The sequence below is a fragment of the Variovorax sp. PMC12 genome (assembly GCF_003019815.1).
Classification (GTDB): domain Bacteria; phylum Pseudomonadota; class Gammaproteobacteria; order Burkholderiales; family Burkholderiaceae_C; genus Variovorax.
The window spans coordinates 5,110,433-5,133,380 of record NZ_CP027773.1 but is presented as its reverse complement, the minus strand read 5'-3'; the positions used below and the strand labels follow the sequence as shown (position 1 = coordinate 5,133,380).

General features: G+C 69.1%; 26 protein-coding genes. 15 read left to right on the top strand and 11 right to left on the bottom strand.

Translation table 11 applies throughout. The features are described from left to right. Window positions 1-22: 22 nt before the first annotated feature. Window positions 23-481, top strand: a complete 459-nt coding sequence (locus tag C4F17_RS23990) for a hypothetical protein (protein WP_199851887.1) — start codon at window positions 23-25, stop codon at window positions 479-481. On the opposite strand, the gene C4F17_RS23985 is transcribed toward C4F17_RS23990, so the two are convergent. After that, window positions 467-745, bottom strand: a complete 279-nt coding sequence (locus tag C4F17_RS23985) for a YfhL family 4Fe-4S dicluster ferredoxin (protein ID WP_081269887.1) — start codon at window positions 743-745, stop codon at window positions 467-469. The genes C4F17_RS23990 and C4F17_RS23985 overlap by 15 nt on opposite strands. Before the next feature lie 103 nt (window positions 746-848). Between C4F17_RS23985 and C4F17_RS23980 the strand changes: the two genes are divergently transcribed. From C4F17_RS23980 to C4F17_RS23930, 11 genes are all read left to right on the top strand, one after another. Next, complete coding sequence (locus C4F17_RS23980; RefSeq protein ID WP_106936914.1) at window positions 849-1,799, top strand: ABC transporter permease; 951 nt, start codon at window positions 849-851, stop codon at window positions 1,797-1,799. Then, on the top strand, window positions 1,796-2,677 hold the full coding sequence (locus tag C4F17_RS23975) for an ABC transporter permease (RefSeq protein ID WP_106936913.1): 882 nt from the start codon (window positions 1,796-1,798) through the stop codon (window positions 2,675-2,677). Before C4F17_RS23980 ends, C4F17_RS23975 begins: the two co-directional genes overlap by 4 nt. 5 nt (window positions 2,678-2,682) lie before the next feature. Continuing rightward, window positions 2,683-3,672 (top strand): ABC transporter ATP-binding protein, encoded by a 990-nt coding sequence (locus C4F17_RS23970; protein ID WP_081269890.1) that lies wholly within the window; start codon window positions 2,683-2,685, stop codon window positions 3,670-3,672. Further along, window positions 3,669-4,499, top strand: coding sequence for an ATP-binding cassette domain-containing protein (locus C4F17_RS23965; RefSeq protein WP_081269891.1), 831 nt, complete (start codon window positions 3,669-3,671; stop codon window positions 4,497-4,499). The genes C4F17_RS23970 and C4F17_RS23965 overlap by 4 nt, the downstream gene beginning before the upstream one ends. Before the next feature lie 120 nt (window positions 4,500-4,619). Continuing rightward, the gene (locus C4F17_RS23960) at window positions 4,620-6,113 is read left to right on the top strand and encodes an ABC transporter substrate-binding protein (RefSeq protein WP_106936912.1); all 1,494 of its coding nucleotides are present in this window, start codon (window positions 4,620-4,622) and stop codon (window positions 6,111-6,113) included. A gap of 212 nt (window positions 6,114-6,325) precedes the next feature. Then, window positions 6,326-7,813 (top strand): ABC transporter substrate-binding protein, encoded by a 1,488-nt coding sequence (locus C4F17_RS23955; RefSeq protein WP_081269893.1) that lies wholly within the window; start codon window positions 6,326-6,328, stop codon window positions 7,811-7,813. Next, window positions 7,804-9,210, top strand: coding sequence for an amidase (locus tag C4F17_RS23950; RefSeq protein ID WP_106936911.1), 1,407 nt, complete (start codon window positions 7,804-7,806; stop codon window positions 9,208-9,210). The genes C4F17_RS23955 and C4F17_RS23950 overlap by 10 nt, the downstream gene beginning before the upstream one ends. An 80-nt stretch (window positions 9,211-9,290) precedes the next feature. Then, window positions 9,291-10,886 (top strand): hypothetical protein, encoded by a 1,596-nt coding sequence (locus tag C4F17_RS23945; RefSeq protein WP_106936910.1) that lies wholly within the window; start codon window positions 9,291-9,293, stop codon window positions 10,884-10,886. An 83-nt stretch (window positions 10,887-10,969) separates the two neighbouring features. Beyond that, window positions 10,970-11,500: a helix-turn-helix domain-containing protein gene (locus C4F17_RS23940; protein ID WP_106936909.1), complete on the top strand. Its 531-nt coding sequence runs from the start codon at window positions 10,970-10,972 to the stop codon at window positions 11,498-11,500. Continuing rightward, window positions 11,497-11,913 carry a VOC family protein gene (locus C4F17_RS23935; RefSeq protein WP_106936908.1) on the top strand — a complete coding sequence of 139 codons (417 nt, stop codon included), beginning with the start codon at window positions 11,497-11,499 and terminating at the stop codon, window positions 11,911-11,913. The genes C4F17_RS23940 and C4F17_RS23935 overlap by 4 nt, the downstream gene beginning before the upstream one ends. A gap of 10 nt (window positions 11,914-11,923) precedes the next feature. After that, window positions 11,924-13,111, top strand: coding sequence for a serine hydrolase domain-containing protein (locus tag C4F17_RS23930; RefSeq protein WP_199851886.1), 1,188 nt, complete (start codon window positions 11,924-11,926; stop codon window positions 13,109-13,111). Window positions 13,112-13,141: 30 nt separating this feature from the next. On the opposite strand, the gene C4F17_RS23925 is transcribed toward C4F17_RS23930, so the two are convergent. Together C4F17_RS23925 and C4F17_RS23920 are read right to left on the bottom strand one after the other, a co-directional pair. Continuing rightward, complete coding sequence (locus C4F17_RS23925; protein WP_081269899.1) at window positions 13,142-13,552, bottom strand: ester cyclase; 411 nt, start codon at window positions 13,550-13,552, stop codon at window positions 13,142-13,144. 35 nt (window positions 13,553-13,587) lie between these two features. After that, on the bottom strand, window positions 13,588-14,448 hold the full coding sequence (locus C4F17_RS23920; RefSeq protein WP_106937683.1) for a LysR family transcriptional regulator: 861 nt from the start codon (window positions 14,446-14,448) through the stop codon (window positions 13,588-13,590). Window positions 14,449-14,559: 111 nt separating this feature from the next. Between C4F17_RS23920 and C4F17_RS23915 the strand changes: the two genes are divergently transcribed. Together C4F17_RS23915 and C4F17_RS23910 are read left to right on the top strand one after the other, a co-directional pair. Then, a complete protein-coding gene (locus C4F17_RS23915; protein WP_106936907.1) occupies window positions 14,560-14,958 on the top strand; it encodes a tautomerase family protein in 399 nt (132 codons plus the stop codon). A gap of 39 nt (window positions 14,959-14,997) precedes the next feature. Then, complete coding sequence (locus C4F17_RS23910) at window positions 14,998-16,353, top strand: tetratricopeptide repeat protein (protein ID WP_106936906.1); 1,356 nt, start codon at window positions 14,998-15,000, stop codon at window positions 16,351-16,353. 16 nt (window positions 16,354-16,369) lie between these two features. Here C4F17_RS23910 and C4F17_RS23905 read toward each other — a convergent pair whose 3' ends face one another. Continuing rightward, complete coding sequence (locus tag C4F17_RS23905) at window positions 16,370-17,068, bottom strand: histidine phosphatase family protein (protein WP_106936905.1); 699 nt, start codon at window positions 17,066-17,068, stop codon at window positions 16,370-16,372. A 31-nt stretch (window positions 17,069-17,099) separates the two neighbouring features. Continuing rightward, window positions 17,100-17,741 (bottom strand): Yip1 family protein, encoded by a 642-nt coding sequence (locus tag C4F17_RS23900; RefSeq protein WP_106936904.1) that lies wholly within the window; start codon window positions 17,739-17,741, stop codon window positions 17,100-17,102. 114 nt (window positions 17,742-17,855) lie between these two features. Here C4F17_RS23900 and C4F17_RS23895 point away from each other — a divergent pair, with 114 nt between their 5' ends. Then, window positions 17,856-18,560 (top strand): alpha/beta fold hydrolase, encoded by a 705-nt coding sequence (locus C4F17_RS23895; protein WP_199851885.1) that lies wholly within the window; start codon window positions 17,856-17,858, stop codon window positions 18,558-18,560. A 66-nt stretch (window positions 18,561-18,626) separates the two neighbouring features. Here C4F17_RS23895 and pxpA read toward each other — a convergent pair whose 3' ends face one another. The 6 genes from pxpA to C4F17_RS23865 are packed head-to-tail and all read right to left on the bottom strand — an operon-like array spanning window position 18,627 to window position 22,940. Then, complete coding sequence (pxpA, locus tag C4F17_RS23890; RefSeq protein WP_106936903.1) at window positions 18,627-19,367, bottom strand: 5-oxoprolinase subunit PxpA; 741 nt, start codon at window positions 19,365-19,367, stop codon at window positions 18,627-18,629. A gap of 23 nt (window positions 19,368-19,390) precedes the next feature. Beyond that, window positions 19,391-20,389, bottom strand: a complete 999-nt coding sequence (locus C4F17_RS23885; protein WP_106936902.1) for a biotin-dependent carboxyltransferase family protein — start codon at window positions 20,387-20,389, stop codon at window positions 19,391-19,393. Then, window positions 20,386-21,048, bottom strand: a complete 663-nt coding sequence (gene pxpB, locus C4F17_RS23880) for a 5-oxoprolinase subunit PxpB (RefSeq protein ID WP_081269907.1) — start codon at window positions 21,046-21,048, stop codon at window positions 20,386-20,388. The genes C4F17_RS23885 and pxpB overlap by 4 nt, the downstream gene beginning before the upstream one ends. 6 nt (window positions 21,049-21,054) lie before the next feature. Beyond that, window positions 21,055-21,558, bottom strand: coding sequence for a pantetheine-phosphate adenylyltransferase (gene coaD / locus C4F17_RS23875; RefSeq protein ID WP_081269908.1), 504 nt, complete (start codon window positions 21,556-21,558; stop codon window positions 21,055-21,057). A 43-nt stretch (window positions 21,559-21,601) separates the two neighbouring features. Beyond that, window positions 21,602-22,249 carry an RsmD family RNA methyltransferase gene (locus C4F17_RS23870; RefSeq protein WP_081269909.1) on the bottom strand — a complete coding sequence of 216 codons (648 nt, stop codon included), beginning with the start codon at window positions 22,247-22,249 and terminating at the stop codon, window positions 21,602-21,604. Window positions 22,250-22,304: 55 nt separating this feature from the next. Further along, the gene (locus C4F17_RS23865) at window positions 22,305-22,940 is read right to left on the bottom strand and encodes a LysE/ArgO family amino acid transporter (protein WP_106936901.1); all 636 of its coding nucleotides are present in this window, start codon (window positions 22,938-22,940) and stop codon (window positions 22,305-22,307) included. Between the last annotated feature and the right edge of the window lie 8 nt (window positions 22,941-22,948).

Below are 22,948 nucleotides of genomic sequence, written 5' to 3'. Positions count from 1 at the left end.
CGCCGCAAGGATCGGCTTCGCTATGCTTTCCATAGCGGCCTGCATCCATTCCACCGGCGCCTTGGCGCAAGGTGGAACCACCGCATGGCGCTGCGGCAACGCTTACTCGGACCAGCCCTGCGAAGGCGGCAAGGCGGTGCGGGTGAACGACAGCCGAAACGCGCAAGACCGCCGCGACGCCGACACGGGCACTCGCAGCGCCAGAACGCAGGCCGACCAGATGGAGCGCAGCAGGCTCTCGCTGGAAAAGGGGGCCCACGACCGCGACCAGCGGGCCGCGCGCGAGGCCCGCAGCGCGGCTCTCGCGGAACGGCGGCTCGCCCTGGCAGAGCAAAAGGAGCGGGACCGTGCCCGCACCCTGGCGGCCGAACCGCGCAAGGCCAGCGCGAGCTTCAGGGGCGCGGCGAGCGACCTGAATACGGCCGGCGACGCGCCAAAGAAGAAAAGGAAGCGGAAATCCGCCGGCTCAGACGCCGCCTGACGCGGCCGTCGTCACCTTGATCGCCGTGAGACGCTCGTACTTCTGAAGCAGCGTCTCGCGGCTTTCCACATGCTCGGGATTGACGGGAATGCACGCCACCGGGCAGATCTGCACGCATTGCGGCTCGTCGAAGTGGCCGACGCACTCGGTGCACTTGTGCGGGTCGATTTCGTAGAACGCCTCGCCCATGTAGATCGCGTCGTTCGGGCACTCGGGCTCGCAGACATCGCAGTTGATGCATTCGTCGGTGATCATGAGGGCCATCCCCCGATTATCGCGGGGCCGCGCGGGCCGGCCGCCCCTGAATGACAAAGGCCACATTCACGGCACATTTGTTGCAGGAGTCAGTTATGCTGCGCCCCGCCCCATGAGTCTGTTTCTATTCAAGCGCCTTGCCACGCTGATCGGCACGCTGATCGGTGCCTCGGTCATCGTTTTCCTCGTCCTCGAGATACTGCCCGGCAATGCCGCGCAGATGCTCATGGGCCCCGACGCCTCGCCCGAAGCGGTGGCGGCGCTGGCCACCAAGCTCGGCCTCGACCAGCCCGCGTGGACGCGCTACTGGCACTGGATCGGCGGCCTGCTCACCGGCAACCTGGGCGACAGCTACGCCTACAGCTCGCCGGTGCTCGACCTGATCCTCGAGCGCCTGGCGCTCACCATGCCGCTGGCGCTGCTGGCGATGTTCTTCACCACGGTCATCGCGCTGCTGGTGGGCGTGACGGCCGCCGCGCGCCACAACAAGCTCGGCGACGTCGGCCTGATGGGCATGGCCCAGGTCGGCATCGCCATTCCCAATTTCTGGTTCGCGATTCTTCTGATCCTCGTGTTCTCGGTGAAGCTGCAGTGGTTCTCTGCCGGCGGCTTCGAGGGCTGGGGCGACGGCTTCTTCTCGGGCATCAAGTCTCTGTTGCTGCCTGCACTGTCGCTCGCGGTGGTGCAGGCCGCGATCCTCGCCCGCATCACGCGCTCGGCGGTGCTGGAAGTGATGCGCGAAGACTTCGTGCGCACCGCGCGGGCCAAGGGCGTTTCGCAGCGCATGGTGCTCTGGACGCACGTGCTGCGCAACGCCATGATCCCGGTCATCACGGTGATGGGCATGCAGTTCTCCGAGCTGCTGGCCGGCACCATCGTGGTGGAGAACGTGTTCTATCTTCCCGGCTTGGGCCGGCTGATCTTCCAGGCCATCAGCAACCGCGACCTGATCGTGGTGCGCAACTGCGTGATGCTGCTCGCGGCCATGGTGGTCATCGTGAATTTCGTGGTCGACGTGCTCTACGCCGTCATCGACCCGCGCATCAAGGCCAGCGACATATGAACGCCATCACGGCCCCGGCCCCCAGTGCCGCGGCGCTCAAGCTCCCCGGTTTCTGGCAACGCGCGGTGAAGCACCGCAGCTTCGTCATCGGCGGCGTCCTGACGCTGCTGTTGCTGCTGGCCGCCGCCGTCTCGCTGGTGTGGACGCCCTGGTCGCCCTACGACATGGACATGGCCAACAAGCTCAAGCCGCCGATGGCCTCGCACTGGCTGGGCACCGACACCTACGGGCGCGACGTGGCCTCGCTGCTGCTGGTGGGCGCGCGCGCATCCATCCTGGTGGGCATGATCGCGGTGGGCATCGGCCTGGTGGTGGGTACCGCGCTGGGCCTGCTCGCGGCCGCCAGGCGGGGATGGGTCGAGGAAGCCATCATGCGGCTCACCGACTTCTCGCTCGCCTTCCCGGCGATCCTGTCCGCCATCATGCTGACCGCCGTGTTCGGCGCGGGCATCGTCAACGCGATCATCGCGATCGGCATCTACAACATCCCGACCTTCGCGCGCATCACGCGCGCATCGGCCAACGCCATCTGGTCGCGCGAATACGTGGCCGCGGCGCGCGCCTGCGGCAAGGGCTCGTTCGCCATCACCATGCAGCATGTGCTGCCGAACATCTCGGCCGTGCTGATCGTGCAGATCACCATCCGCTTCGCCATCGCCATCCTGGCGGAAGCCGCGCTCTCGTACCTCGGCCTCGGCACGCAGCCGCCGCAGCCGTCATGGGGCCGCATGCTCAGCGAGGCCCAGACGATGATGTTCCAGTCGCCCCTGCTCGCGGTGTTCCCCGGCATGGCCATCGCATTCGCGGTGCTCGGCCTGAACCTGCTGGGCGACGGACTTCGCGACCTGCTCGATCCACGGCTGGCACGGGCGAGGTAAGCAAGATGCCACTGCTTCAAGTCAAGGACCTGCACATCGAACTGCAGACGCAGCGCGGCCCCGCCGAGGCCGTGCGCGGCATCGACTTCACGCTGGAGCGCGGCGAAACGCTGGGCATCGTCGGCGAGTCGGGCTGCGGCAAGTCGATCACCGTGATGTCGCTCATGGGCCTGCTGCCGTCGACCGCCAGGGTCACGGGCAGCATCCGCTTCGACGGCACCGAACTGGTGGGCCGCGCCGAGAAAGACATGTGCCAGATCCGCGGCAACCGCATCGGCATGATCTTCCAGGAGCCGATGACGGCACTGAACCCGGTGCACACCATCGCACGCCAGGTCGGCGAGCCGCTGCGGCTGCACCGCGGCCTCTCGAAGGCCGATGCGCGCAAGGAAGTGCTCGCGCTGCTCGAACGCGTGGGCATTCCCGACGCGGCTTCGCGCCTCGATGCGTACCCGCACCAGTTCTCGGGCGGCCAGAGGCAGCGCATCGGCATCGCGATGGCATTGGCCTGCGGGCCCGACCTGCTGATTGCAGACGAGCCCACCACGGCGCTCGACGTGACCATCCAGAAGCAGATCCTGGAGCTGATCCAGAGCCTCGTGGCCGAGCGCGGCATGGCGCTGATACTGATCTCGCACGACCTCGGCGTGATCGCGCAGACGGTGTCGAAGATGCTCGTGATGTACGGCGGCAGCGTGGTCGAGAGCGGGCCGACCGAAGCCGTGTTCGCCCGCCGCGCCCACCCCTACACGCAGGGCCTGTTCGCCGCGCGCCCCGCCATCGGCGCGCCGCGCGGGCTGCGCCTTGCCACCATCAAGGGCAGCGTGCCCGAGCTGGTCGACCTGCCGAAGGGCTGCCCGTTCGCCGGCCGCTGCAGCTACACGGTCGATGCCTGCCACACCACGCGGCCGCCCGCGACGATGCTGCCGCACGACCATGCGGTGCGTTGCATCCGGCTCGAAGAGATCGCGACCGAAGTCGCCGCCGCACCATGAGCCAGAAGACCGCCGTTCCACCGCTGCTGCAGGTCACCGACCTCGTGCGCCACTACGCGCTGCCGCGTGAAAAACTCTTCGGCCCGCCGCCGACCGTGAAGGCACTCAACGGCGTGAGCTTCGACGTGCAGGCCGGCAAGAGCGTGGGCATCGTCGGTGAATCGGGCTCGGGCAAGTCGACCATCGCGCGCCTGGTGATGGCGCTGGACACGCCGACCTCCGGCAGCGTGCGCCTCGAAGGCCGCGACCTGCACACGCTGCCCAGGGCCGAGCTGCGCACGGCGCGGCGCGATTTCCAGATGGTGTTCCAGGACCCGTACGGTTCGCTCGACCCGCGCCAGACCGTGGCGCGCATCGTGGCCGAGCCGCTGGAGGCGCTGGCCGAGACCAGCCGCGCCGAACAGCGCGAGCGCGCATCGGAGGCACTCGCAGCCGTCGGCTTGCGCACCACCGACATGGACAAGTACCCGCACGAGTTCTCGGGCGGACAGCGCCAGCGCATCGCCATCGCGCGTGCACTGATCACACGCCCCAAGCTCATCGTGGCCGACGAGCCGGTGAGCGCGCTCGACGTGTCGGTGCAGGCCCAGGTGCTCAACCTGATGCAGGACCTGCAGCAGCAGTTCGGCATCAGCTACCTGCTCATCAGCCACGACCTCGCGGTGGTCAACCACCTGTGCGATGACGTGTGCGTGGTGTGGAAAGGCAAGATCGTGGAGCAAGGCCCGCCCGCCGAGCTGTTCCGGCATGCGCAGCACCCCTACACGCGCACGCTGCTCGAAGCCGTGCCGCGCACGCCCACCGGCGGCACGCTGCTGCCGGCCTGAGGGAGCTGACACCGGCGTGTCGCCGGCCGTTCTTAGGATGAGTGGGTCATAAGCATCTGGTTGCGCGAAGGCCGCCACCTCGCGGATGATGCTTGCCCCCTGTTCCGAGGACACCGCTTCATGCTCAAACGACGCACCCTGCTCGCCACCGGCGCCGCAGCCCTGACACCGCTGGCCCTGCCGACCATCGCGCTGGCGCAAAGAAAAAAAGACGCGCTGGTGATCGGTCTCACGCTCGAGCCCACGGGGCTGGACCCCACGGCCAAGGCCGGCGCCGAAATCGCGGAAGTGGTGCTCTACACGGTGTTCGAAACGCTCACCAAGATCAACTCCGACGGCAGCGTCACGCCGCTGCTGGCCGACAGCTGGGAAGTCTCGCCCGACCTGAAGACCTACACCTTCAAGCTCAAGCGCGGCGTGAAGTACCAGAACGGCGAGCCCTTCAACGCGCAGAGCGTGAAGTTCTCGTTCGACCGCGCGGCCGCGGCCAACAGCACCAACAAGGACAAGCGCACCTTCACCAACATCGCGACGCAGGTGGTCGACGAGCACACGGTGGTGCTGATCAGCAAGGAGATCGAGCCCGACCTGCTGTTCCTGCTGGGCCAGGCTTCCGCCATCCTGGTCGAACCGAAGAGCGTGGAAACCAACGCCACAAAGCCGATCGGCACGGGCCCCTACAGGCTCGACAACTGGGCCAAGGGCTCGAGCATCGTGCTGGCCAAGTGGGACGGCTGGCGCGGCGCCGAGACGGTGCAGATCCGCAAGGCCACCTTCCGGTTCATCTCCGAGCCGGCGGCGCAGACGGCCGCGCTGCTGTCGAACGACATCGACCTGTTCCCGCACGCCTCGGTGTCGCGCAGCCTGTCGCAGTTCCAGAACGACAAGCGCTTCCAGATCGTGTTCAACGCCTCGCTCGGCAAGACCATCCTGGCCATCAACAACAAGCGCAAGCCGCTGGACGACGTGCGAGTGCGCCGCGCCATTGCCGCGGCCATCGACCGCAAGGCCGTGATCGACGCGGCGGTGGACGGCCGCGGCATTCCCATCGGCAGCCACTACGTGCCGGGCCTGCCCGGCTATGTGGACACCACCGGCGTGAACCCGTACGACATCGAGAAGGCAAAAAAGCTGCTGGCCGAGGCCGGCGTGAAGACGCCGCTGGAGCTCGAACTGGTGCTGCCGCCCCCGCCCTATGCGCGCCAGGGCGGCGAGCTGATCGCCGCGCAGCTGGCCAAGATCGGCATCGTCGCGAAGATCCAGAACGTCGAGTGGGCGCAGTGGATCAGCGGCACCTACGGCAACAAGAACTACGACCTCTCCCTGATCCTGCACGTCGAGCCCTTCGACCTGGTGAACTACACCAAGCCGGAGTACTACTGGGGCTACCAGTCGGCAAAGTTCAACGAGGTGTTCGACAAGGCCCGCAATGCGGCGCGCCCCGCCGACCGCCTGCGCTACCTCGGCGACGCGCAGCGGCTGCTGGCGGAAGACGCGGCCAACGTGTTCCTGTTCCAGCCTCAGTTCATCACCATCGCCGGGCGCAACCTGCGCGGGCTGTGGAAGGACGCGCCGATCTTCGTGAACGACATCGCGGCAATGTCCTGGGCCTGAGCCAGGCGGTCCGCGGCCTACGGGAACGTCCCGAGGAAAAACCGCCCCGCGGGCCGCTCGGCGGCGCTCCCGCTGCGAGAGAATGACCGGTTGCGCACGTGGCATCTTTCGTGCTGCGTGTCGTGTCTTTGCGGCGTCGCGCCTCCCTTCGGGGCACGGCGCACGCCGAAGCAGTCATTCGAACCTGGCCTGTTTTTCCGGAGATCACACGTATGTTGAACCGCCGCACCCTCCTCACCACCGCCGGCGCCACCGTTGCGCTGGCCACCCCGCTCGCCGGCATGGCGCAGGGCAGGAAGGACGCCATCGTGATCGGCATGGCGCTCGAGCCGCCGGGCCTGGACCCCACCAGCGGCGCCGCCGCCGCCATCGCGGAAGTTGTGCAGTACAACATCCTGGAAACGCTCACCAAGATCAACGCCGACGGCAGCGTCACGCCGCTGCTGGCCGACAGCTGGGAAGTCTCGCCCGACCTGAAGACCTACACCTTCAAGCTCAAGCGCGGCGTGAAGTACCAGAACGGCGAGCCCTTCAACGCGGCCGCGGTCAAGTTCTCGTTCGACCGCGCCGGCAGCGAGAAGAGCACCAACAAGGACAAGCGCACCTTCGCCAACCTGAGCACCCAGGTGGTCGACGACTACACCGTGGTGGTCATCAACAAGGAAATCGACCCCGACCTGCCCTTCGTGCTGGGCCAGGCCACGGCCGTGATCGTGGAGCCCAAGAGCGCCGAGGGCAATGCCACCAAGCCAGTCGGCACCGGCCCCTACAAGCTCGACAACTGGGCCAAGGGCTCGTCGATCACGCTGAGCAAGTGGGAAGGCTTCCGCAGCCCCGCCACCGCCAAGATCAACAAGGTCACCTTCCGCTTCATCTCCGACACCGCGGCGCAGGCCGCGGCGGTACTGTCGGGCGACATCGACGTGTTCCCGCGCATCGGCACGCGCGTGGTGCCGCAGTTCAAGATGAACCCGCAGTTCCAGGTGATCCTGGCCGGCTCGCGCGCCAAGACCATCCTGTCGATCAACAACCGCAAGAAGCCGCTGGACGACGTGCGCGTGCGCCGCGCCATCCTCGCGGCCATCGACCGCAAGGCCGTGATCGAAGGCGCCGCGGATGGCTTCGGCGTGCCCATCGGCAGCCACTACGTGCCGGGCGCGGCGGGCTATGTCGACACCACCGCCATCAACCCCTTCGACATCGAGAAGGCCAAGAAGCTGCTGGCCGAAGCCGGCGTGAAGACGCCGCTCGAACTCAAGATGACGCTGCCCCCGCCGCCCTACGCGCGCCAGGGCGGCGAGGTGATCGTGGCCCAGCTGGCCAAGATCGGCATCGTGGTGAAGGTGCAGAACGTCGAGTGGGCGCAGTGGCTCAGCGGCACCTACGGCAACAAGGACTACGACCTGTCGATCGTGTCGCACGTGGAGCCCTTCGACCTCGGCAACTACGCCAAGTCGGACTACTACTGGGGCTACCAGTCGAAGGCCTTCGACACGCTGTTCGACAAGATCAAGACCACCGCCAACACCGCGGAGCGCAACAAGCTGCTCGGCGACGCGCAGAAGATGCTGGCCACCGACGCGGCCAACGGCTTCCTCTACCAGCCGCAGTTCCCGACCGTGGCGAAGAAGAACGTCAAGGGCATCTGGAAGGAAAACCCGATCTTCGTGAACGACCTGTCGGCGCTGTCGTGGGGCTGAGCGACCTGACCGCGCAGGAGCTTGCCGCGGCCTACCGCGACCGCAAGCTCTCGCCGGTGGAGGTCACGCAGGCCGTCATTGCGCACATCGAGCGCTGGGAGCCGCACCTGCAGGCCACCTGGCTCTTCAGGCCCGAGGCCGCGCTCGAGCAGGCGCGGGCATCGGAGGCGCGCTGGCAGCGCGGCGACGCGCGCGGTCCGCTCGACGGCGTGCCGGCGACCATCAAGGAAAACATCGCCACGCGCGGCGACCCGATGCCGGCCGGCACCGCGGCCGTCGACCTGAAGCCCGCCGCCGCCGACGCGCCACCGGCCGCGCGCCTGAAGGAAGCGGGCGCGGTGATCGTGAGCAAGACCACCATGCCGGACTACGGCATGCTGTCTTCGGGCCTCTCGAGCTTCCACACGCTGGCGCGCAATCCGTGGGACCTGCGGCTCACGCCGGGCGGCTCCAGCGCGGGCGCGGGTGCCGCGGCTGCTGCCGGCTACGGCCCTCTGCACCTGGGCACCGACATCGGCGGCTCGCTGCGCCTGCCCGCGAGCTGGTGCGGCATCTTCACGCTCAAGCCCAGCCTGGGCCGCATTCCGATCGACCCACCCTACATGGGCCGCGCGGCCGGCCCGATGACGCGCACCGTGGGCGACGCCGCGCTGATGATGCAGGCGCTGGCCAGGCCCGACGCACGCGACAGCATGAGTTTGCCGGCGCAGGACATCGACTGGTCCGCCTTCGACGTGTCGCCCGACCATCTGCGCGGACTGCGCATCGGGCTGCTGCTCGACGCGGGCTGCGGACTGGCGGTGGAGCCCGAGATCCAGGCGGCGGTCGAGCAGGCCGCACGCCTGCTGGAAAAGGCAGGCGCCGTCATCGAACCGATGCAGCCCTTCATGTCGCAGGCGATGCTCGATGGCATGGACCACCTGTGGCGCATGCGCTCGCTGGTGGACATGAAGGGGCTGCGCGCCGACCAGCGCGCGAAGGTGCTGCCCTATATCCGCGAATGGGCCGAGAGCGCGGCGGAGTTCAGCGGCGAGCATGTGTTCCGCAGCTTCAGCCAGTTCCACGCAACGCGCGTGGCCGCCGTCAGCGCATGCGCGCGCTTCGACTACGTGATCTCGCCGGTGTCGCCGAACATGCCGGCGGCCGCGGAAGCGCCCTCGCCCACCAACGATCCGCTGCGTGCCCTGGAGCACATCGGCTTCACGGTGCCGTTCAACATGTCGGAGCAGCCGGCTTCGTCGGTGAACTGCGGCTACTCGGCCTCGGGCTTGCCGATCGGCCTGCAAATCGCGGGGCAGCGCTTCGACGATCTCGGCGTGCTTCGCGTTTCGCGCGCCTTCGAGCAGATCCGCGAATTGCAGCGGCCCTGGCCCGAGGGGCCGCGGGCAGGCAGCTGAAGCCTTCAGAAACTGGCGAACCTGCCGATAAGGAAGAGTGCCCGGATACCGGGCGTCTTCTTTTTCGACAGGAGCCTGGATTGATCGTCACCCCGACCGCTGTCAGCCCCCTGGTCACGTCAGGCGCCACCACCGCATGGCGCACCAACAGCCAGCCGGTCCCCGTCGACACCGCGGCAACGGCCACGCCCGCCGTTTCCGTGAGCCTCGGGCAGTCGGCCACGCCGGCCGATGCGCGGACCTATGCAATATCGGGCCGAACGGTCGCCGCACCCGCCTGGGAGCGGCAGCCCGACGACGCGATCTCCTCGCTGATGGCGGGCAACCTCGTCCATGGCCCGAGCGGCACGCGGTTCAACGGATTGGGCGCCGCGATGCTCAAGCGCTTCGGCGCGGACGCCGGCGACTTCTCCCAGTCGCTGACGCTGGCGGCGCAAGGCACGAGCGCCTCGGCGCTGCACACCGACGCCGACAACCAGATCAAGCTGTCGATCCGCACGGCCAGCGGTGCCACCGTCGAGCTGGGCCTCGGCAGCCAGGACGACGGCATGGCGGTGCAGATCAAGGTCTCCGGCGGCGAACTCACCGAGGCCGAGCGCAAGGCGCTGGTGCAGCTCTCGGATGCCTTCCAGGAAGCCATCGACGGCCTGAGCGCCTTTCCGCCGCGCATGGCGCTCGGCGGCCTCATGAAGTTCGACCCGGCGGTTCTGTCGTCGATCGACTTCAAGGCCGGCATCAAGGCCGATGGCAAGGGCGCCATCAACACCCTCGAGTTCCATGCCGACGCGAAGTCGCGGTCGGTGAACGCCTCCGGTCCGTCGGGCGCGGTGAAGGTCGACGTCGACCTCTCGAATCCGGCCATCCTCGGAGACGCCACCCAGCAGGCGCAGGCCATGGCGCGCTACCTGCAACAGGTCGATGCCGCCGGCAGCCGGGGCCGGGGCGACAAGGCGCTCGTGTCGATGTTCAAGGACGCGTTCTCGCAGATGAACAGCGACTACGGCGTGACGCCACCCGTCGCGGGCCGCGAGGCGCCGGGCGTGATCGCGCTGAACGCGGGCGACCACAGCCTGCTCAGCGGCCTGGCCGACTTCAATGCGTCGATGGTGCAGCCCCCGGTTTCATCGAATCCGATGCGGCCGGAGGAAGTCGACACCTTCTCGTACAAGCTCTCGCAGAGCACCAGCGTGACGGGCAAGGACCCGCGCAATCGCAACATCCACCAGGACCAGCAGGCCCAACTGAGCGCAAGCTTCCACCGGCCGTTGACGCCGGAGGTGTCGCTCCTGCTCACGGCTTCGAAGGAATCGCAGTTCTACGAATACGTGCGGATCGACGACCAGGCCAGAGCGTCCGCCGACATCACCTACGAGGATGGCAAGCGCATCGGCGCGACGGTCGAGCAGTCCGCGAGCGAATCGATCCGCGTCCAGCGCTACCTCATGGGCAAGCTGGCGTCCGACACCACGACTCCGCTCGAGCGCAAGCGTGTCTCGGACGTGCGCCTGTTGCTGTCGAGCGTCGAGAAGGCGGAAAGGTCGCATGAGCCCGAGGATGCGCGCCGCCGCGACCAGGCGCTCGCGGTGGCTGCGTCGCTGGCCGTCCTGCCGGACAGGCCGGGCGCGCTGCCGCGAGGCTACGGCGAGACCGTGTATCGCCCGCAGCCGGCGGGCTGAACTCCGGCGGCGGGCAGTATGGTTCGGCGAAAGGCGAAGCCGGATAAGCTCGCCGTACGCCACCCATCCTTGGCGCTCTTGCCATGCCCTCCCGCAAAGACTCCAGCGCCCCGCCCCCCGCACCGGCTGAGGGCGCCCCCATGCAGGACCCACAGCTGCTGCGCCGCCTGCTGCGCGCGAAAGACCGCATGGACGCCGCTTCGCACGAAGCCTGGCCGGTGCTGCGGCTGGCCGCGGTGAGCGGTGTTTCCGAAGCCCATTTCGCGCGTTCGTTCAAGCTGGCCTTCGGCATGCCGCCGCACCGCTACCTGCTGACGCGCCGCATCGAGCGGGCGACGGCGATGCTGCGCGACACCGACCTGTCGATCACCGAGATCGCCTTCGCCACCGGCTGGGAAAGCCTGGGCACCTTCGGCCGCACCTTCCGCGACGTCGCGGGAGAAAGCCCCGGCACGCTTCGCCCCCGCCTGCAGGCCGCGGCGCGGCAGCTCGAGCACATGCCGGCCTGTGTGCTCAAGGCCGCGCAGCGGCCCGATCTGACCGAAGCAGTTTCGGAGAAGCGCCGCCGCACGGCAGCCGGTACAAAACGGCTTTCAACCAAGGAGACGCGATGAGCCAAGGTATCGGTGTGGTGGGTTTGTATGTGGACGACCAGGACGAAGCGCTGGCGTTCTATGTGGAGAAGCTCGGATTCCGCGTCCACGCGGACGTGCGCAACGGCGCCTATCGCTGGCTCACGGTGAAGCATCCGGAGCAGCCGTCGTTCGAGCTGGGCCTGTTCACTCCCGGGCCGCCGGTACACGACGAGGCGACCGCCCAGACGTTGCGCGCCATGGTGGCCAAGGGCGCGATGCCGCCGCTGGTGCTGAACGTGGCCGACTGCCGCGCGGCCTGCGAGCGGATGCGCAAGCTGGGTGTGGAGTTCACGCAGGAGCCCATGGAACGCTACGGCAGCGTGGACGCGGGCTTTCGCGACCCCGCGGGCAACGGCTGGAAGATGATCCAGGCGCGAGTGAACTCGGCGTAGGGACACTCGCATGGGCATGTCGACTGCGGCATCCAGGCCTCGGCGCCGCAAGCCCGGGCTCGTCGCCGCAGCAGCCGTCCTGCTCGTGATCGCCGCCGGCTTCGTGTTCACAGCCGCGATCGACATGAAGAACCCGGTGTTCCTCGTCCGCTTTCTGTTCACGCCAAGATCGGAGGTAGAGGCGCTGTACGACACCCGCATGATCGCCGCGTCGACAAAGCCAAGGCCGATTCCCGAGCAGCTGCGGCCCCTTGCCGCGACAGTCCCCTGGAAAGGCAACAAGGCCGACATCTTGAGCGTGCTGCGGGAGACCCGGACCAATGCATTCCTGGTCATGTGCCGCGGAACCCTGGTGAACGAGTGGTACAGCGAGCCCGGCAAGAAGACGGCGCGCGAGTCTTCATGGTCCATCGCCAAGTCCGTCTTGAGCCTTCTCGTCGGGCAGTTGATCGCCGAGGGCAAGCTGTCCGAAGACACGAAGCTGGTGGCGGTGCTGCCCGAGTTCGCCGCCGGCGGCAAGTTCGATGAGATCACCGTACGCGACCTGCTCGACATGAAGAGCGGCATCGACGTGACCGAGGACTACGCCGAATACAAGCCATTCACCGGTGTCGCCGGCATGCAGATCACCACCGACCTTCGCGCCTATGTGATGAAGCACCGCACGCTCGCCTTCGCGCCTGGAAGCCGGTCGGCGTACCGCAGCATCGACGCGCAGTACCTGTCGATGATGGTGGCGCGGATAGAAGGCGAGCCGCTGGCGAAGGTGCTAGAGCGCCGGCTGTGGGGCCCCCTAGGCGCGCAGGACGAGGCGAGCTGGAACCTCGATCACGCAGGCGGCATCGAGCGCGGCTTCGGCAACCTGAACGCCACGCCGCGCGATTTCGCCAAGCTCGGCCTGCTCGCGCTCGCGGGCGGCAAGGTCGGCGGGCGCACATTGGTCTCTCCCGCATGGATGGCCCGCATCACCACGCCCGTGGCCGAGGCGGAGCCCGGCTGGATGTACGCGGCGCTGTGGTGGCACCCGCCCGGCCACGAAAAGAATGGCGACTACAGCGCGATCGGCGTCTACGGCCAATACGTCTACGTCAACCCCGCACGCTACACCGTCGTGGTGAAACTCAGCGACTACGGCTCGCAGCAGGACGAGGCGGAAACGATCGACGTGTTTCGCGCCGTGGCCGAAGAGTGCCGCTGAGCCCGGTGCAAGCCCGGTGTGGGGCCGGCCTCAGACCGCCGCGCTGCCGCCCTTCTGGAGCTGCCTCTCGATGGCGCCCTTGTCGAGGATCGACCGCACCTCCACGATCTTCGCGTCCTTGAATTCGTAGAACACGTTCTCGGCAAACGAGACGGTTCTTCCGTTCACCGGCAAGCCGAGAAAACTGCCCTTCGGCGCGCAGTCGAACTGCAGCCGGCTGGCCACGCGGGGCGGCTCGGCAACGAGCAGCTCTATGCGAAAGAAGAGGTCCGGAATCGCTGCGTAGTCCTGCTCCAGCATTTCGCGGTAGCCCGACAGTCCGAGCAGCCGGCCGTTGTGCTTCACCTCGTCGTGAACGAAGCGGCCCAGGCTCGGCCAGTCCTTTGCATTGAGGCAGGCGATGTAGCTGCGGTAGACACTGGAAAGGTCGGTAGTGGTCATGGCTGCGGCTGCTCCTTGGCGTGAACGATAGCGTCTCACACGAGGTGGGAGGCCAGCAGTTCGCGGGCCTTGCTGACGAACGCCGTCTCTCCCCGCCGCGCCGGCAGGAACTGGAACGCCACCTTCGGCAGTGCCGGCAGCCCGTGCGGCGTCGGCAGACGCGCCACGCCCTCGCTGATCGCGGATTCGTTGAGGCAGGCCACGCCCAGCCCCGCGGCCAGCGCCGACTGCAGCCCGGCCACGCCCGAAGCCACGTGCGCAAGCGAGTAAGCCACGCGCCGCCGACGCAGCAGCGCGACGGTGAACTGGTGCAGCGAGCAGGTGTCGGGCAGCACCAGTAGCCGCACCGGCTCGCCGCGCACGAGCCGCATGCCCGAGGCGCCGAGCCACGCCAGCGACTCGCGCCGCAGCACCGGCGCGCGCGGCTGCACAGCGGACACGCCGGCGATGTTCATCCCGAGGCCCACGTCGAAATCTCCTCGTGCATAGGCCGCACGCAGGTCGTCGCTCTTCAGGATGCTCACGTGCAGCCGCACGCGCGGGTAGCTTTCGCCGAGCCGCCCCAGCAGCCGCGTGAGGTCGGTGGGCCGGAAGTAGTCGGTGACGGCCAGTCGAAGTTCGCCCTGCAGCACTTCGCCATGCAGGTCGCGGAACGCCTCGTCGCTCAGCGCCAGGATGCGCCGCGCGTGGGCCAGCAGCCGGGTGCCTGCCTCCGTGGGCGACACGCCGGCCTTGCTGCGCGTGAGCAGCGATTGCCCTGCCCGCTCCTCCAGCTTGCGAATCTGCTCGCTGACCGACGACTGGGAGAGAAACACGCGCGGCGCGGCCGCGGTGAGACTGCCCGCGTCGATCACCGCGGCGAAGGTGCGTAGCTGCTCGAGGTCGAAGCCTTGCATGGTCAATCCATCCGTTTATCCGATTGAACACATCATATCTTCCCGCTTTTCCGATGATGAGAGGGCGCCCACAATCAACCCATCGATCCACCATTCACCAAGGAGCCAGCAATGCCCCACATCGTCGTCCACCTCTCCGGCGAACCCGACGCCGCCCTCACCCGCAAGACCGTCGACACGGTCGCCGAACTGACGCAGAGCGTGCTCGGAAAGCAGTTGCCGGTCACCGCCATCACGGTGCAGTACATCGCCGCCGAGGCCTGGTTCATCGGCGGCCAGTCGCTGGCTTCGCTGGGCAAGTCGGCCTTTCACCTGGACATCAGCGTCACCGACGAGACCAACACCAAGGCCGAGAAGGCGCGCTACCTGCGCGAGGTGCATGCGGCCATGGCGAAGATCCGGCCCGACCTGCACGAGGTGTCGTACATCCACGTGATCGACGCGCGCGCCGCGGCCTACGGCTATGGCGGGCAGACGCAGGAGTACCGGCACCAGCAGGCCGGCGTCTGAGTCGTTGAAGCATCCCCGGCGGCATGGCACCATGCCGCCATGCCCTCCGGAAAATCCCTCGCCGACAGCCTCGGCAACCCGCTCACCCTCGACGACGCGGCCAGCCTGCCGCTGGTCGACGACTTCGTCATGGGCTTCATCTCGACCGAGGCCCGCGCCGTCAACCTGCTGGCGGCAGCCGACGCCGACGCGAGCCCCATCGTGCAGGCCTACTGCGCCACGCTGCACCTGTTCGCGGAATCGCGCGAGGCTGTGGCCAACGCGCGGCCCTTCCTCGACAAGGCGCTGGCCGGCGCCGCGCGCGCCACGCCGCGCGAGCGGCGCTACATCGCGGCCATCGAGGCCTGGGCACAGGGCGACATCGCCCGCGCCATCGCGCTTCATGCGGAGCAGGCGCGCGAGCATCCGCGCGACCTGGTGTCGGTCAAGCTCGGCCAGTACCACTGCTTCAACACCGGCGACTGCCCCGGCATGCTGCGGCTGGCGCTGGCCGTGCTGCCGCATGCGGCGGACGTGCCCTATGTGCACGGCATGGCCGCCTTCGGCTACGAGCAGTGCCATCTGATGCGCGAGGCCGAAGCCAGTGCGCGCCAGGCCATCGGCATGTGCCGCAAGGAGCCGTGGGCGCACCACGCGCTGGCGCACGTGATGCTCACCGAAGGCCGGCTCGCCGAGGGGCTGGCCTTCATGAAGAGCGTGAGCGACACATGGACCGGGCTCAACTCGTTCATGGTCACGCACAACTGGTGGCACGTGGCGCTGTTCCTGATCGACCTGGGCCACGACGCCGAGGCGCTTGCGGTGTACGACGAACACGCCTGGGGCGTGGTCAAGGACTACTCGCAGGACCAGATCGGCGCCGTGTCGCTGCTGGCCCGGCTGGAGCTTGCCGGCATCGATGTCGGCACGCGATGGAACGACGTGGCGGGCTACCTGCTGCAGCGGCAGGCCGACCATGTGCTGCCTTTTCTCGACCTGCAGTACCTCTACGGCCTTGCGCGTGCCGGCAGGCCCGAGGCCGATGCGCTGCTGCGCAACATCGCGGCCTTCGCGCCCAACGCGCCGCTCTCGACGCGCGCCGCCTGGCAGCGCGTGTGCGTGCCGGCCGCGCACGGGCTGGTGGCGCATGCGCGCGGCGATCTCGCGGGCGCCATCGAAGGGCTGGGCACGGCGCTGCCGCGCATGATCGAGATCGGCGGCAGCCACGCGCAGCGCGACCTGTTCGAGCAGCTCTACCTTGCCGCGCTGGTGCGCACCGGCACGGAGGCTTCGCTGACGGGGGCGCAGGGCATCCTGCAGCAACAGCTCAACGGACAGCCGCAGTCCCTGCGCCTGCGCCGGCAGACGGCCGCTGTCTACGAGCGGCTCGGGCTGGGCCAGCTCTTGCGGAGCTGAGCGGGCGGCGGGACGCTCAGCCTTTGTTCTTAAGGTGCCGCGTCTGGTCGTAGGTCGGCTGCGGCGGCAGGTCGGCCAGATGCCGCGTGTCGGCCCAGTCGACGATCTCAATCTCTTCGGGCCTTGCGGGGTCGGCGATGCGGATGCGGTTGAAGCCCGCGTTGGGAATCTCGCTGCGGCGCGGCCCGCTCAGGCTGAGCCCGCGCGCGGTGCGCCACACCATGTCGAGCACGCCACCGTGGGTGACGACGATCAGGTAGCGGCCCTTGTGCGCGGCGGCGATGTTGCCCAGCGCCGCGATGATGCGCGTGTGGAACTCGCGCGGCGTCTCGCCCTCGGGCATGGCGTGGTCCTCGCGGAACTCCAGCCACTCCTCCCAGGCACGCGGATGCTGGCTCTGGATCTCGTCGGAACGCATGCCCTCGGCCACGCCGAAGAACTGCTCGCGCAAGGCCGCCGAAGTGACCACCGGCAGCGACAGCTGCTGCGCGCCCGGTGCCGCGGTCTGCTGCGCGCGCATCAGGTCGCTGCTCAGGATGTGCTGCACCGCGGTTTCGCTGGCCAGCCGCAGGCCGAGGCGGCGGGCCTGCTCATGGCCGATGTCGTTGAGCGGGACGTCGGCATGGCCCTGGAAGCGCAGTTCGCGGTTCCAGGCGGTCTCGCCGTGGCGGATGAGGATCAGGTCGGTGGTGGAGTCGGGTTTGGGCGTGGGCATTGCGCCCATTTTCCACGCTGGGCGTGACGGCTCAGGCGTTTGCCGCAACCAGCTGTTGCAAGGCCGCCACCGCAGCGGCGGGCGAGGCCGCGCCCAGTCGCATGGGCGACGGCGTGAGCAGCGCCAGCACCCAGCCGATGATGCAGCCGCCGACGATGGCGCAAACCACCACCACGGCCGTGTACGGCACCGCCTTGTCGGGCGGGCAGCGCATGAGCACCGGCAGGCCGGTGTAGAGCAGGTAGATGCCGTAGAGCGCCGCGAGCGCGCCGATGATCGACAGCGAAGGCAGCAGGCTGAAGACCCCGCCCACGAAGGCCGCGGTGCTGGCATAGGCCGACAGCTTGAGCGCGCCGATCTGGCTCCGCGTGCCCTCGAAGGTCGGCGCCATCGCGTCGATGATGAGCGCGAGCACGAACACCATCACCAGCGACAGCACGTAGCCCACGACCATGTGCGCGAGCCCCGAGACGATCGGCACGCGGAAGCTGATGCCGAAGGCGCCGACGCCGATGAGCGAAAGGCCGATGAAGCTCGCCACCGCCGGTATCAGCGCGAGGATCATCACGTAGTTCCTGTAGAGCGACGCGGGGTCGGCCGGCTCGGCATCGATCACCGGCCAGGTCGCCTTGGGCTTGAGCAGGATGGACTGCACGCGTTCGACCAGATTCATTTTTCGGAGTCCTTCGACATGTGCCGCAAAGTATGTCGACCGGAGGCTGCCGTGGCTGCTGGCCATGAAGCCTATGACGTTACGCCGGTGGCCGCGATCGCGCAGAATCCATGCATGCCAAATCTAGTCCTGCTGCCCGGCCTCGCCTGCGACGAGCGCATCTGGGAAGCCCAGATCCCCGCCCTTCCCTCCGTCTTCGACACCCGCGTGAGCGACGCCCAGCGGCACAACGGCACCATCGAGGGCATGGCCGCCGCGGTGCTGCGCGACAACGACGGGCCGCTGGTGCTGTGCGGCGCGTCGATGGGCGGCATGGTCGCGATGGAAGCGGCCCGCCAGGCGCCCGAGCGCATCGCCGGGCTCGCCCTTCTGGGCACCAGCGCGCGGCCAGAGACGCCCGAGATGTTCACGCTGCGCGAAGGCGCCATCGAGTACTTCGAGCGCGGCGAGCTGCGCGACGTGATCGAGCCGAACGTCTACTTCGCCTTCCACCCCGCGCAGGCGGCCGATGAAGTGCTGGTGCGGCGCTACCTCGACATCGTGCTGGGCGCGGGCGCGCAGCAGCTCATCAGCCAGAACCGCGCCGTGATGCGGCGGCCCGACGCGCGGCTGCACCTGGGCTCGGTGCGTGCGCCGGTGCTGCTGATGTGCGGCGACGACGACAAGCTCGCGCCGCCCGAGTGCACCCGCGAGATGGCCGCGCTGCTGCCGCAGGCCGAGGTGGTGTGGGTGCCCGCCTGCGGCCACATGCTGACGATGGAGAAGCCGGAGCTCGTCAACGCCGCATTGAACGGCTGGCTCGCGAAGCACTTCGGCTGAGCCTCGCGGCCGCTCTCGTGGCGATCGCCGAAGGCGGGTGGGAGCGCTTCCGAGCGCGCCCTGGGGTCAGGCCGACGACCGCACCGCGATACCTTCGGCCTGCAGCCGCTCGCGGATGCGGCGCGCGAAAGCCAGCGCATGGGCGCCGTCCCCATGCAGGCACACGGTCTGTGCGTTGACGGCCACGACGCTGCCGTCGATGGCCGTCACGCGGCGGTCCCGCGCCATCGACAGCGTCTGCGCGATCGCGCGCTCTTCGCTGTCGATGAGCGCGCCGGGCTGGCTGCGCGGCACGAGGCTGCCGTCGGGCATGTAGCCACGATCGGCGAACACCTCTTCGACAGGCTCCAGGCCGGCACGGCGGGCGGCGTCGATCATGCGGCTGCCCGCGAGGCCGAAGAACCTGAGCGTGGGGTCGAAGCGGCGCACCGCCTCGCACAGTGCGTCGGCGAGCTCGGGTTCCTTCGCGGCCTGGTTGTAGAGCTGGCCGTGGGCCTTCACGTGCGACAGCTTGCCGCCCTCCGCCTTCACGATGGCCGCCAGCGCGCCGACCTGGTAGAGCACGTTGGCCACGATCTCGTCGGGCGGCAGGTGCATGGTGCTGCGGCCGAAGTTCTCGCGGTCCGGGAAGCTGGGGTGCGCGCCGATGGCCACGCCGTGGCGCATGGCCCAGCGCACGCACTGCTGCATGGTCTTGGCGTCGCCGGCGTGCCAGCCGCAGGCGATGTTGGCGGAGCTCACGAGCGCGAGCAGTTCTTCGTCGCTGCCGGCGCCTTCGCCGAGGTCTGCGTTGAGGTCGATGTGCATGGGGCGTTTCCTTTGCGGAAAGTCTATGCCCTGCCCGGCCAGCCTGTAGCGGCCAACCCCTGTGCCACCTGCGCAAGATAGCGCTGCTGCTGCGCCCATGCGGCCAGCGCCTGCGGCTGGTCGACCTGCACCAGCCGCAGCATGCCGTTCAGCGGCGCCTGCGCCAGCTTCCACAGGTCGGCGCGGATCACCACGCCGATGCGCGGGTAGCCGCCGGTGGTCTGCGCATCGCCCATCAGGATGATCGGCTGGCCCGACGGCGGCACCTGCACCGTGCCGGGGATGACGCCCGACGACAGCATGTCGCCGCCGCGCTTGCGCTTGAGCTCGGCGCCCGCGAGCCGGCTGCCCATGCGGTTGCTCTGCGGCGTGATGCGCCACTGCTCCCCCCACAGCAGTTCGCGCGCGGCCAGGGTGAACTGCTCGAACTCGGGGCCGGGCAGCACGCGCAGGGCGATGGCGCCGTCGGCTTCCGTGGGGCCCCAGTCCGGCCCGCGCACGCCGAAGGGGCGGCGGGTGAGCTGAGCGGCGTCGAGCCTGGGCGTGCCCAGCGGCAAGCGGTCGCCCTTGCGCAGCGGGCGCCCCTGGTGGCCGCCGAAGCCGGCCTTCAGGTCGGTGCTGCGCGAGCCCAGGATCTGCGGCACGTCGATGCCGCCCGCCACCGCGAGCCAGCTGCGCAGCCCGGCTTTCGCCGCGCCAGGCGAGTTCGCGCCGGAGAGCTTCAGGACCTGGCCGGCCGCCACCGGCACGCTCCAGCAGGCGCGCAGCGGTACGCCGTCGAGCCTGGCCGTGAAGTCGTCGCCGGTCAGCGCGATGCGCGTGGCGGCTTCGAAGCGAAGCTCGCAGCCGCCCATGGTGAGTTCGAGGCCCGCGGCGCCGTCGGCGTTGCCCACGAGCCGGTTGGCCAGCGTGAGCGAAAGCACGTCGAGCGCGCCGCCGGGGCAGATGCCGAGCTGGCGATGGCCGTGCCGCCCCAGGTCTTGCACCGACGCGAGCACGCCGGGTTTGTGGACGACGATCATGCCTGCACGCTTTCCGCGACGAAGCGCACGCGGTCGCCGGGGCGCAGCAGCGTGGGCGGTGCGGCCTTGGGGTCGAACAGCTCGAGCGGGGTGCGCCCGATCAGTTGCCAGCCGCCGGGCGAGGCCAGCGGGTAGATGCCGGTCTGCTCGCCGCCGATGCCGACCGAGCGCGCGGGAACCGCGGTGCGCGGCTCCGCGCGGCGCGGCGTGGCGAGTTCGGGTGGCAGGCCGCCCATGAAGGCGAAGCCCGGCAGGAAGCCGAGCAGGTACACGACGTATTCGCCCGCGCTGTGGCGCCGCACCACCTCGGCCGGTGTGAAGCCGGTGTGCGCCGCGACGTCGGCCAGGTCGGGCCCGTGCTCTCCGCCGTAGGCCACCGGGATCTCGACCAGCCGGCCCAGGGCGCCGCCGGACGGCAGCTTCGGCCAGGCCTCCAGCACGTGGGCCGTGAGGGTGTCGAGGTCGATCGCGGTCGGGTCGAAGGTGAGCGTGAGGTTGTTCATGCCCGGCAGCGTCTCGCCGACGCCCGGCCATTGGCGCGCACGCTCGGCGAGCGCCCAGATGCGCTGCTGCTGCGCCAGCGTGGCGGGCGCCGGCAGCTCGCACAAGAGCGCTGCATCGCCCAGGAGATGCAGCCGGGGCGGCGGGGTGCCGCTCATCGAGGCTTATTCACGGCCGAGGCTGCGAACCTTGGCGGCGAGCTGCTGCTCCACGTTGGGAGAGACGAACTTGTGGACCTCGCCGCCGAGCATGGCGATCTCGCGCACGAAGGTGCTGGAGATGAACTGGTACTTGTCGCTGGGGGTCAGGAACACGGTCTCGACGTCGGGCATCAGCGAACGGTTCATGCCCGCGAGCTGGAACTCGTAGTCGAAGTCGGTCACGGCGCGCAGGCCGCGCACCATGGCCTTGCCGCCGCGCGCGACGACGAAGTCGCGCAGCAGGCCGGAGAAGCTCTCGACCGTGACCTGGTCGCTGTAGGGCTTCACCGCCTCGCGGGCCATGTCCATGCGCTCGGACAGCGTGAAGAGCGCCTTCTTGTGGTGGCCCGCCGCGACGGCGACGATCACCTTGGAGAAGAGCTGGGTTGCGCGCCGCACCACGTCCTCGTGACCGAGGGTGATGGGGTCGAAAGTGCCGGGGTAAACCGCGATCACGTTGCTGGCCATGGTTGCTTCTTCCTCATGCTGCCGATGCGGCTTGTTCGGCGGATTATGCAGTCCCCTCCGGAGCGGGCCGAAGCAGATGGGCATGCACGGCGCCGGCCTTCAGGTAACGGAAGCCGGCGAGGCCGAAGGCGGCGAGCTCTTCGTCGCTCCAGCGGCGCGGCGCCTCGAGGTACACCGAGCCCCCGGCACGCAGCGCGCGCGCGGCCGCGCGCAGGGCGGGCTCGTAGAGCGCGGTGCTGTCGAACGGCGGATCGAGGAACACGGCGTCGAGGCTGCCGGCGGGGGTGCGCTCCAGCGCGGTCACGCCGTTGCCGCGCTCGATGCGCACGGCCTCGGCCGACAGCTTGGCCTTGGCGGCCTGCAGCTGCGCGACCAGCGCGGCGTCCTGCTCGCACAGCAGCACGTTGGCGGCGCCACGCGAGGCGGCTTCCAGGCCCAGCGCGCCGGTGCCGGCGAAGGCATCGACGCAGTGCCAGCCCGGCAGTTCGCCGCCGCCGGCCCCGGCCAGGCTCGCGAGCCAGTTGAAGAGGGTTTCGCGCACGCGGTCGGGCGTGGGGCGCAGGCCGGGCTTGTCGGCCACGGCGAGGCGGGTGCGCTTCCATTCGCCGCCGATGATGCGCACCTCGCTGGGCTTCGATGGGCGCCTGGTTGCGGCGGGACGGGCGGCTGGGGCGGCTTTCTTCTGGGGCATGCGGCGAGCTTAACGCCCGGCGCCCCTCGGCCCGGAGCCCACCTCAGAGCCGACTTCAGAGCCCGCTGAAGGCGCGATGGGCCAGCATGGCGGCCAGCAGGAGCATGGTGCCGCCGATGAGCCCGTCGAGCATCTGCCAGGCGCGCGGCCGGGCGAACACCGGCGCGAGCAGGCGTGCACCGAAGCCCAGCGAGGTGAACCACAGCGCGCTGGCCGTGGCCGCGCCCGCCACGAACCAGACCTTCAGCGGCCCCGCGTACTGTGCGCCGGCACTGCCCACGAGCAGCACGGTGTCGAGGTAGACATGCGGATTGAGCAGCGTGAAGCCCGCAGCCTGCGCGACCACGGCCGCGCGCGACAGCGACACGCCCTGCGCGCTGGCCTGCAGCGCGGCGGGCCGGCGCGAACGCCAAAGCGCCTTCAGCCCGTAGCCGCAGAGAAAGACGGCGCCGAATGCCGCCAGCACGGTCGCCAGCATCGGGCGGCCCTTCAGCGCCTGCGCCATGCCGGCCACCCCGGCGCCGATCAGCACAGCGTCGCTGGCCGCGCAGAACAGCACCACCGCGCCCACGTGCTCTCGGCGCAAGCCCTGGCGCAGCACGTAGGCGTTCTGCGCGCCGATGGCGACGATGAGGACCAGGCTCATGAGGAGCCCGTTGGCGAAGGCGGGGGTGGCTTGTACGGCTTGCATGGTCCGAG

Bases quoted from the DNA above. Each gene is read 5' to 3' on its own strand.
- C4F17_RS23990 (WP_199851887.1), top strand. From the start codon at position 23: ATGCTTTCCATAGCGGCCTGCATCCATTCCACCGGCGCCTTGGCGCAA.
- C4F17_RS23985 (WP_081269887.1), bottom strand. From the start codon at position 745: ATGGCCCTCATGATCACCGACGAATGCATCAACTGCGATGTCTGCGAG.
- C4F17_RS23980 (WP_106936914.1), top strand. From the start codon at position 849: ATGAGTCTGTTTCTATTCAAGCGCCTTGCCACGCTGATCGGCACGCTG.
- C4F17_RS23975 (WP_106936913.1), top strand. From the start codon at position 1,796: ATGAACGCCATCACGGCCCCGGCCCCCAGTGCCGCGGCGCTCAAGCTC.
- C4F17_RS23970 (WP_081269890.1), top strand. From the start codon at position 2,683: ATGCCACTGCTTCAAGTCAAGGACCTGCACATCGAACTGCAGACGCAG.
- C4F17_RS23965 (WP_081269891.1), top strand. From the start codon at position 3,669: ATGAGCCAGAAGACCGCCGTTCCACCGCTGCTGCAGGTCACCGACCTC.
- C4F17_RS23960 (WP_106936912.1), top strand. From the start codon at position 4,620: ATGCTCAAACGACGCACCCTGCTCGCCACCGGCGCCGCAGCCCTGACA.
- C4F17_RS23955 (WP_081269893.1), top strand. From the start codon at position 6,326: ATGTTGAACCGCCGCACCCTCCTCACCACCGCCGGCGCCACCGTTGCG.
- C4F17_RS23940 (WP_106936909.1), top strand. From the start codon at position 10,970: ATGCCCTCCCGCAAAGACTCCAGCGCCCCGCCCCCCGCACCGGCTGAG.
- C4F17_RS23935 (WP_106936908.1), top strand. From the start codon at position 11,497: ATGAGCCAAGGTATCGGTGTGGTGGGTTTGTATGTGGACGACCAGGAC.
- C4F17_RS23930 (WP_199851886.1), top strand. From the start codon at position 11,924: ATGGGCATGTCGACTGCGGCATCCAGGCCTCGGCGCCGCAAGCCCGGG.
- C4F17_RS23925 (WP_081269899.1), bottom strand. From the start codon at position 13,552: ATGACCACTACCGACCTTTCCAGTGTCTACCGCAGCTACATCGCCTGC.
- C4F17_RS23920 (WP_106937683.1), bottom strand. From the start codon at position 14,448: ATGCAAGGCTTCGACCTCGAGCAGCTACGCACCTTCGCCGCGGTGATC.
- C4F17_RS23915 (WP_106936907.1), top strand. From the start codon at position 14,560: ATGCCCCACATCGTCGTCCACCTCTCCGGCGAACCCGACGCCGCCCTC.
- C4F17_RS23910 (WP_106936906.1), top strand. From the start codon at position 14,998: ATGCCCTCCGGAAAATCCCTCGCCGACAGCCTCGGCAACCCGCTCACC.
- C4F17_RS23905 (WP_106936905.1), bottom strand. From the start codon at position 17,068: ATGCCCACGCCCAAACCCGACTCCACCACCGACCTGATCCTCATCCGC.
- C4F17_RS23900 (WP_106936904.1), bottom strand. From the start codon at position 17,741: ATGAATCTGGTCGAACGCGTGCAGTCCATCCTGCTCAAGCCCAAGGCG.
- C4F17_RS23895 (WP_199851885.1), top strand. From the start codon at position 17,856: ATGCCAAATCTAGTCCTGCTGCCCGGCCTCGCCTGCGACGAGCGCATC.
- pxpA (WP_106936903.1), bottom strand. From the start codon at position 19,367: ATGCACATCGACCTCAACGCAGACCTCGGCGAAGGCGCCGGCAGCGAC.
- C4F17_RS23885 (WP_106936902.1), bottom strand. From the start codon at position 20,389: ATGATCGTCGTCCACAAACCCGGCGTGCTCGCGTCGGTGCAAGACCTG.
- pxpB (WP_081269907.1), bottom strand. From the start codon at position 21,048: ATGAGCGGCACCCCGCCGCCCCGGCTGCATCTCCTGGGCGATGCAGCG.
- coaD (WP_081269908.1), bottom strand. From the start codon at position 21,558: ATGGCCAGCAACGTGATCGCGGTTTACCCCGGCACTTTCGACCCCATC.
- C4F17_RS23870 (WP_081269909.1), bottom strand. From the start codon at position 22,249: ATGCCCCAGAAGAAAGCCGCCCCAGCCGCCCGTCCCGCCGCAACCAGG.
- C4F17_RS23865 (WP_106936901.1), bottom strand. From the start codon at position 22,940: ATGCAAGCCGTACAAGCCACCCCCGCCTTCGCCAACGGGCTCCTCATG.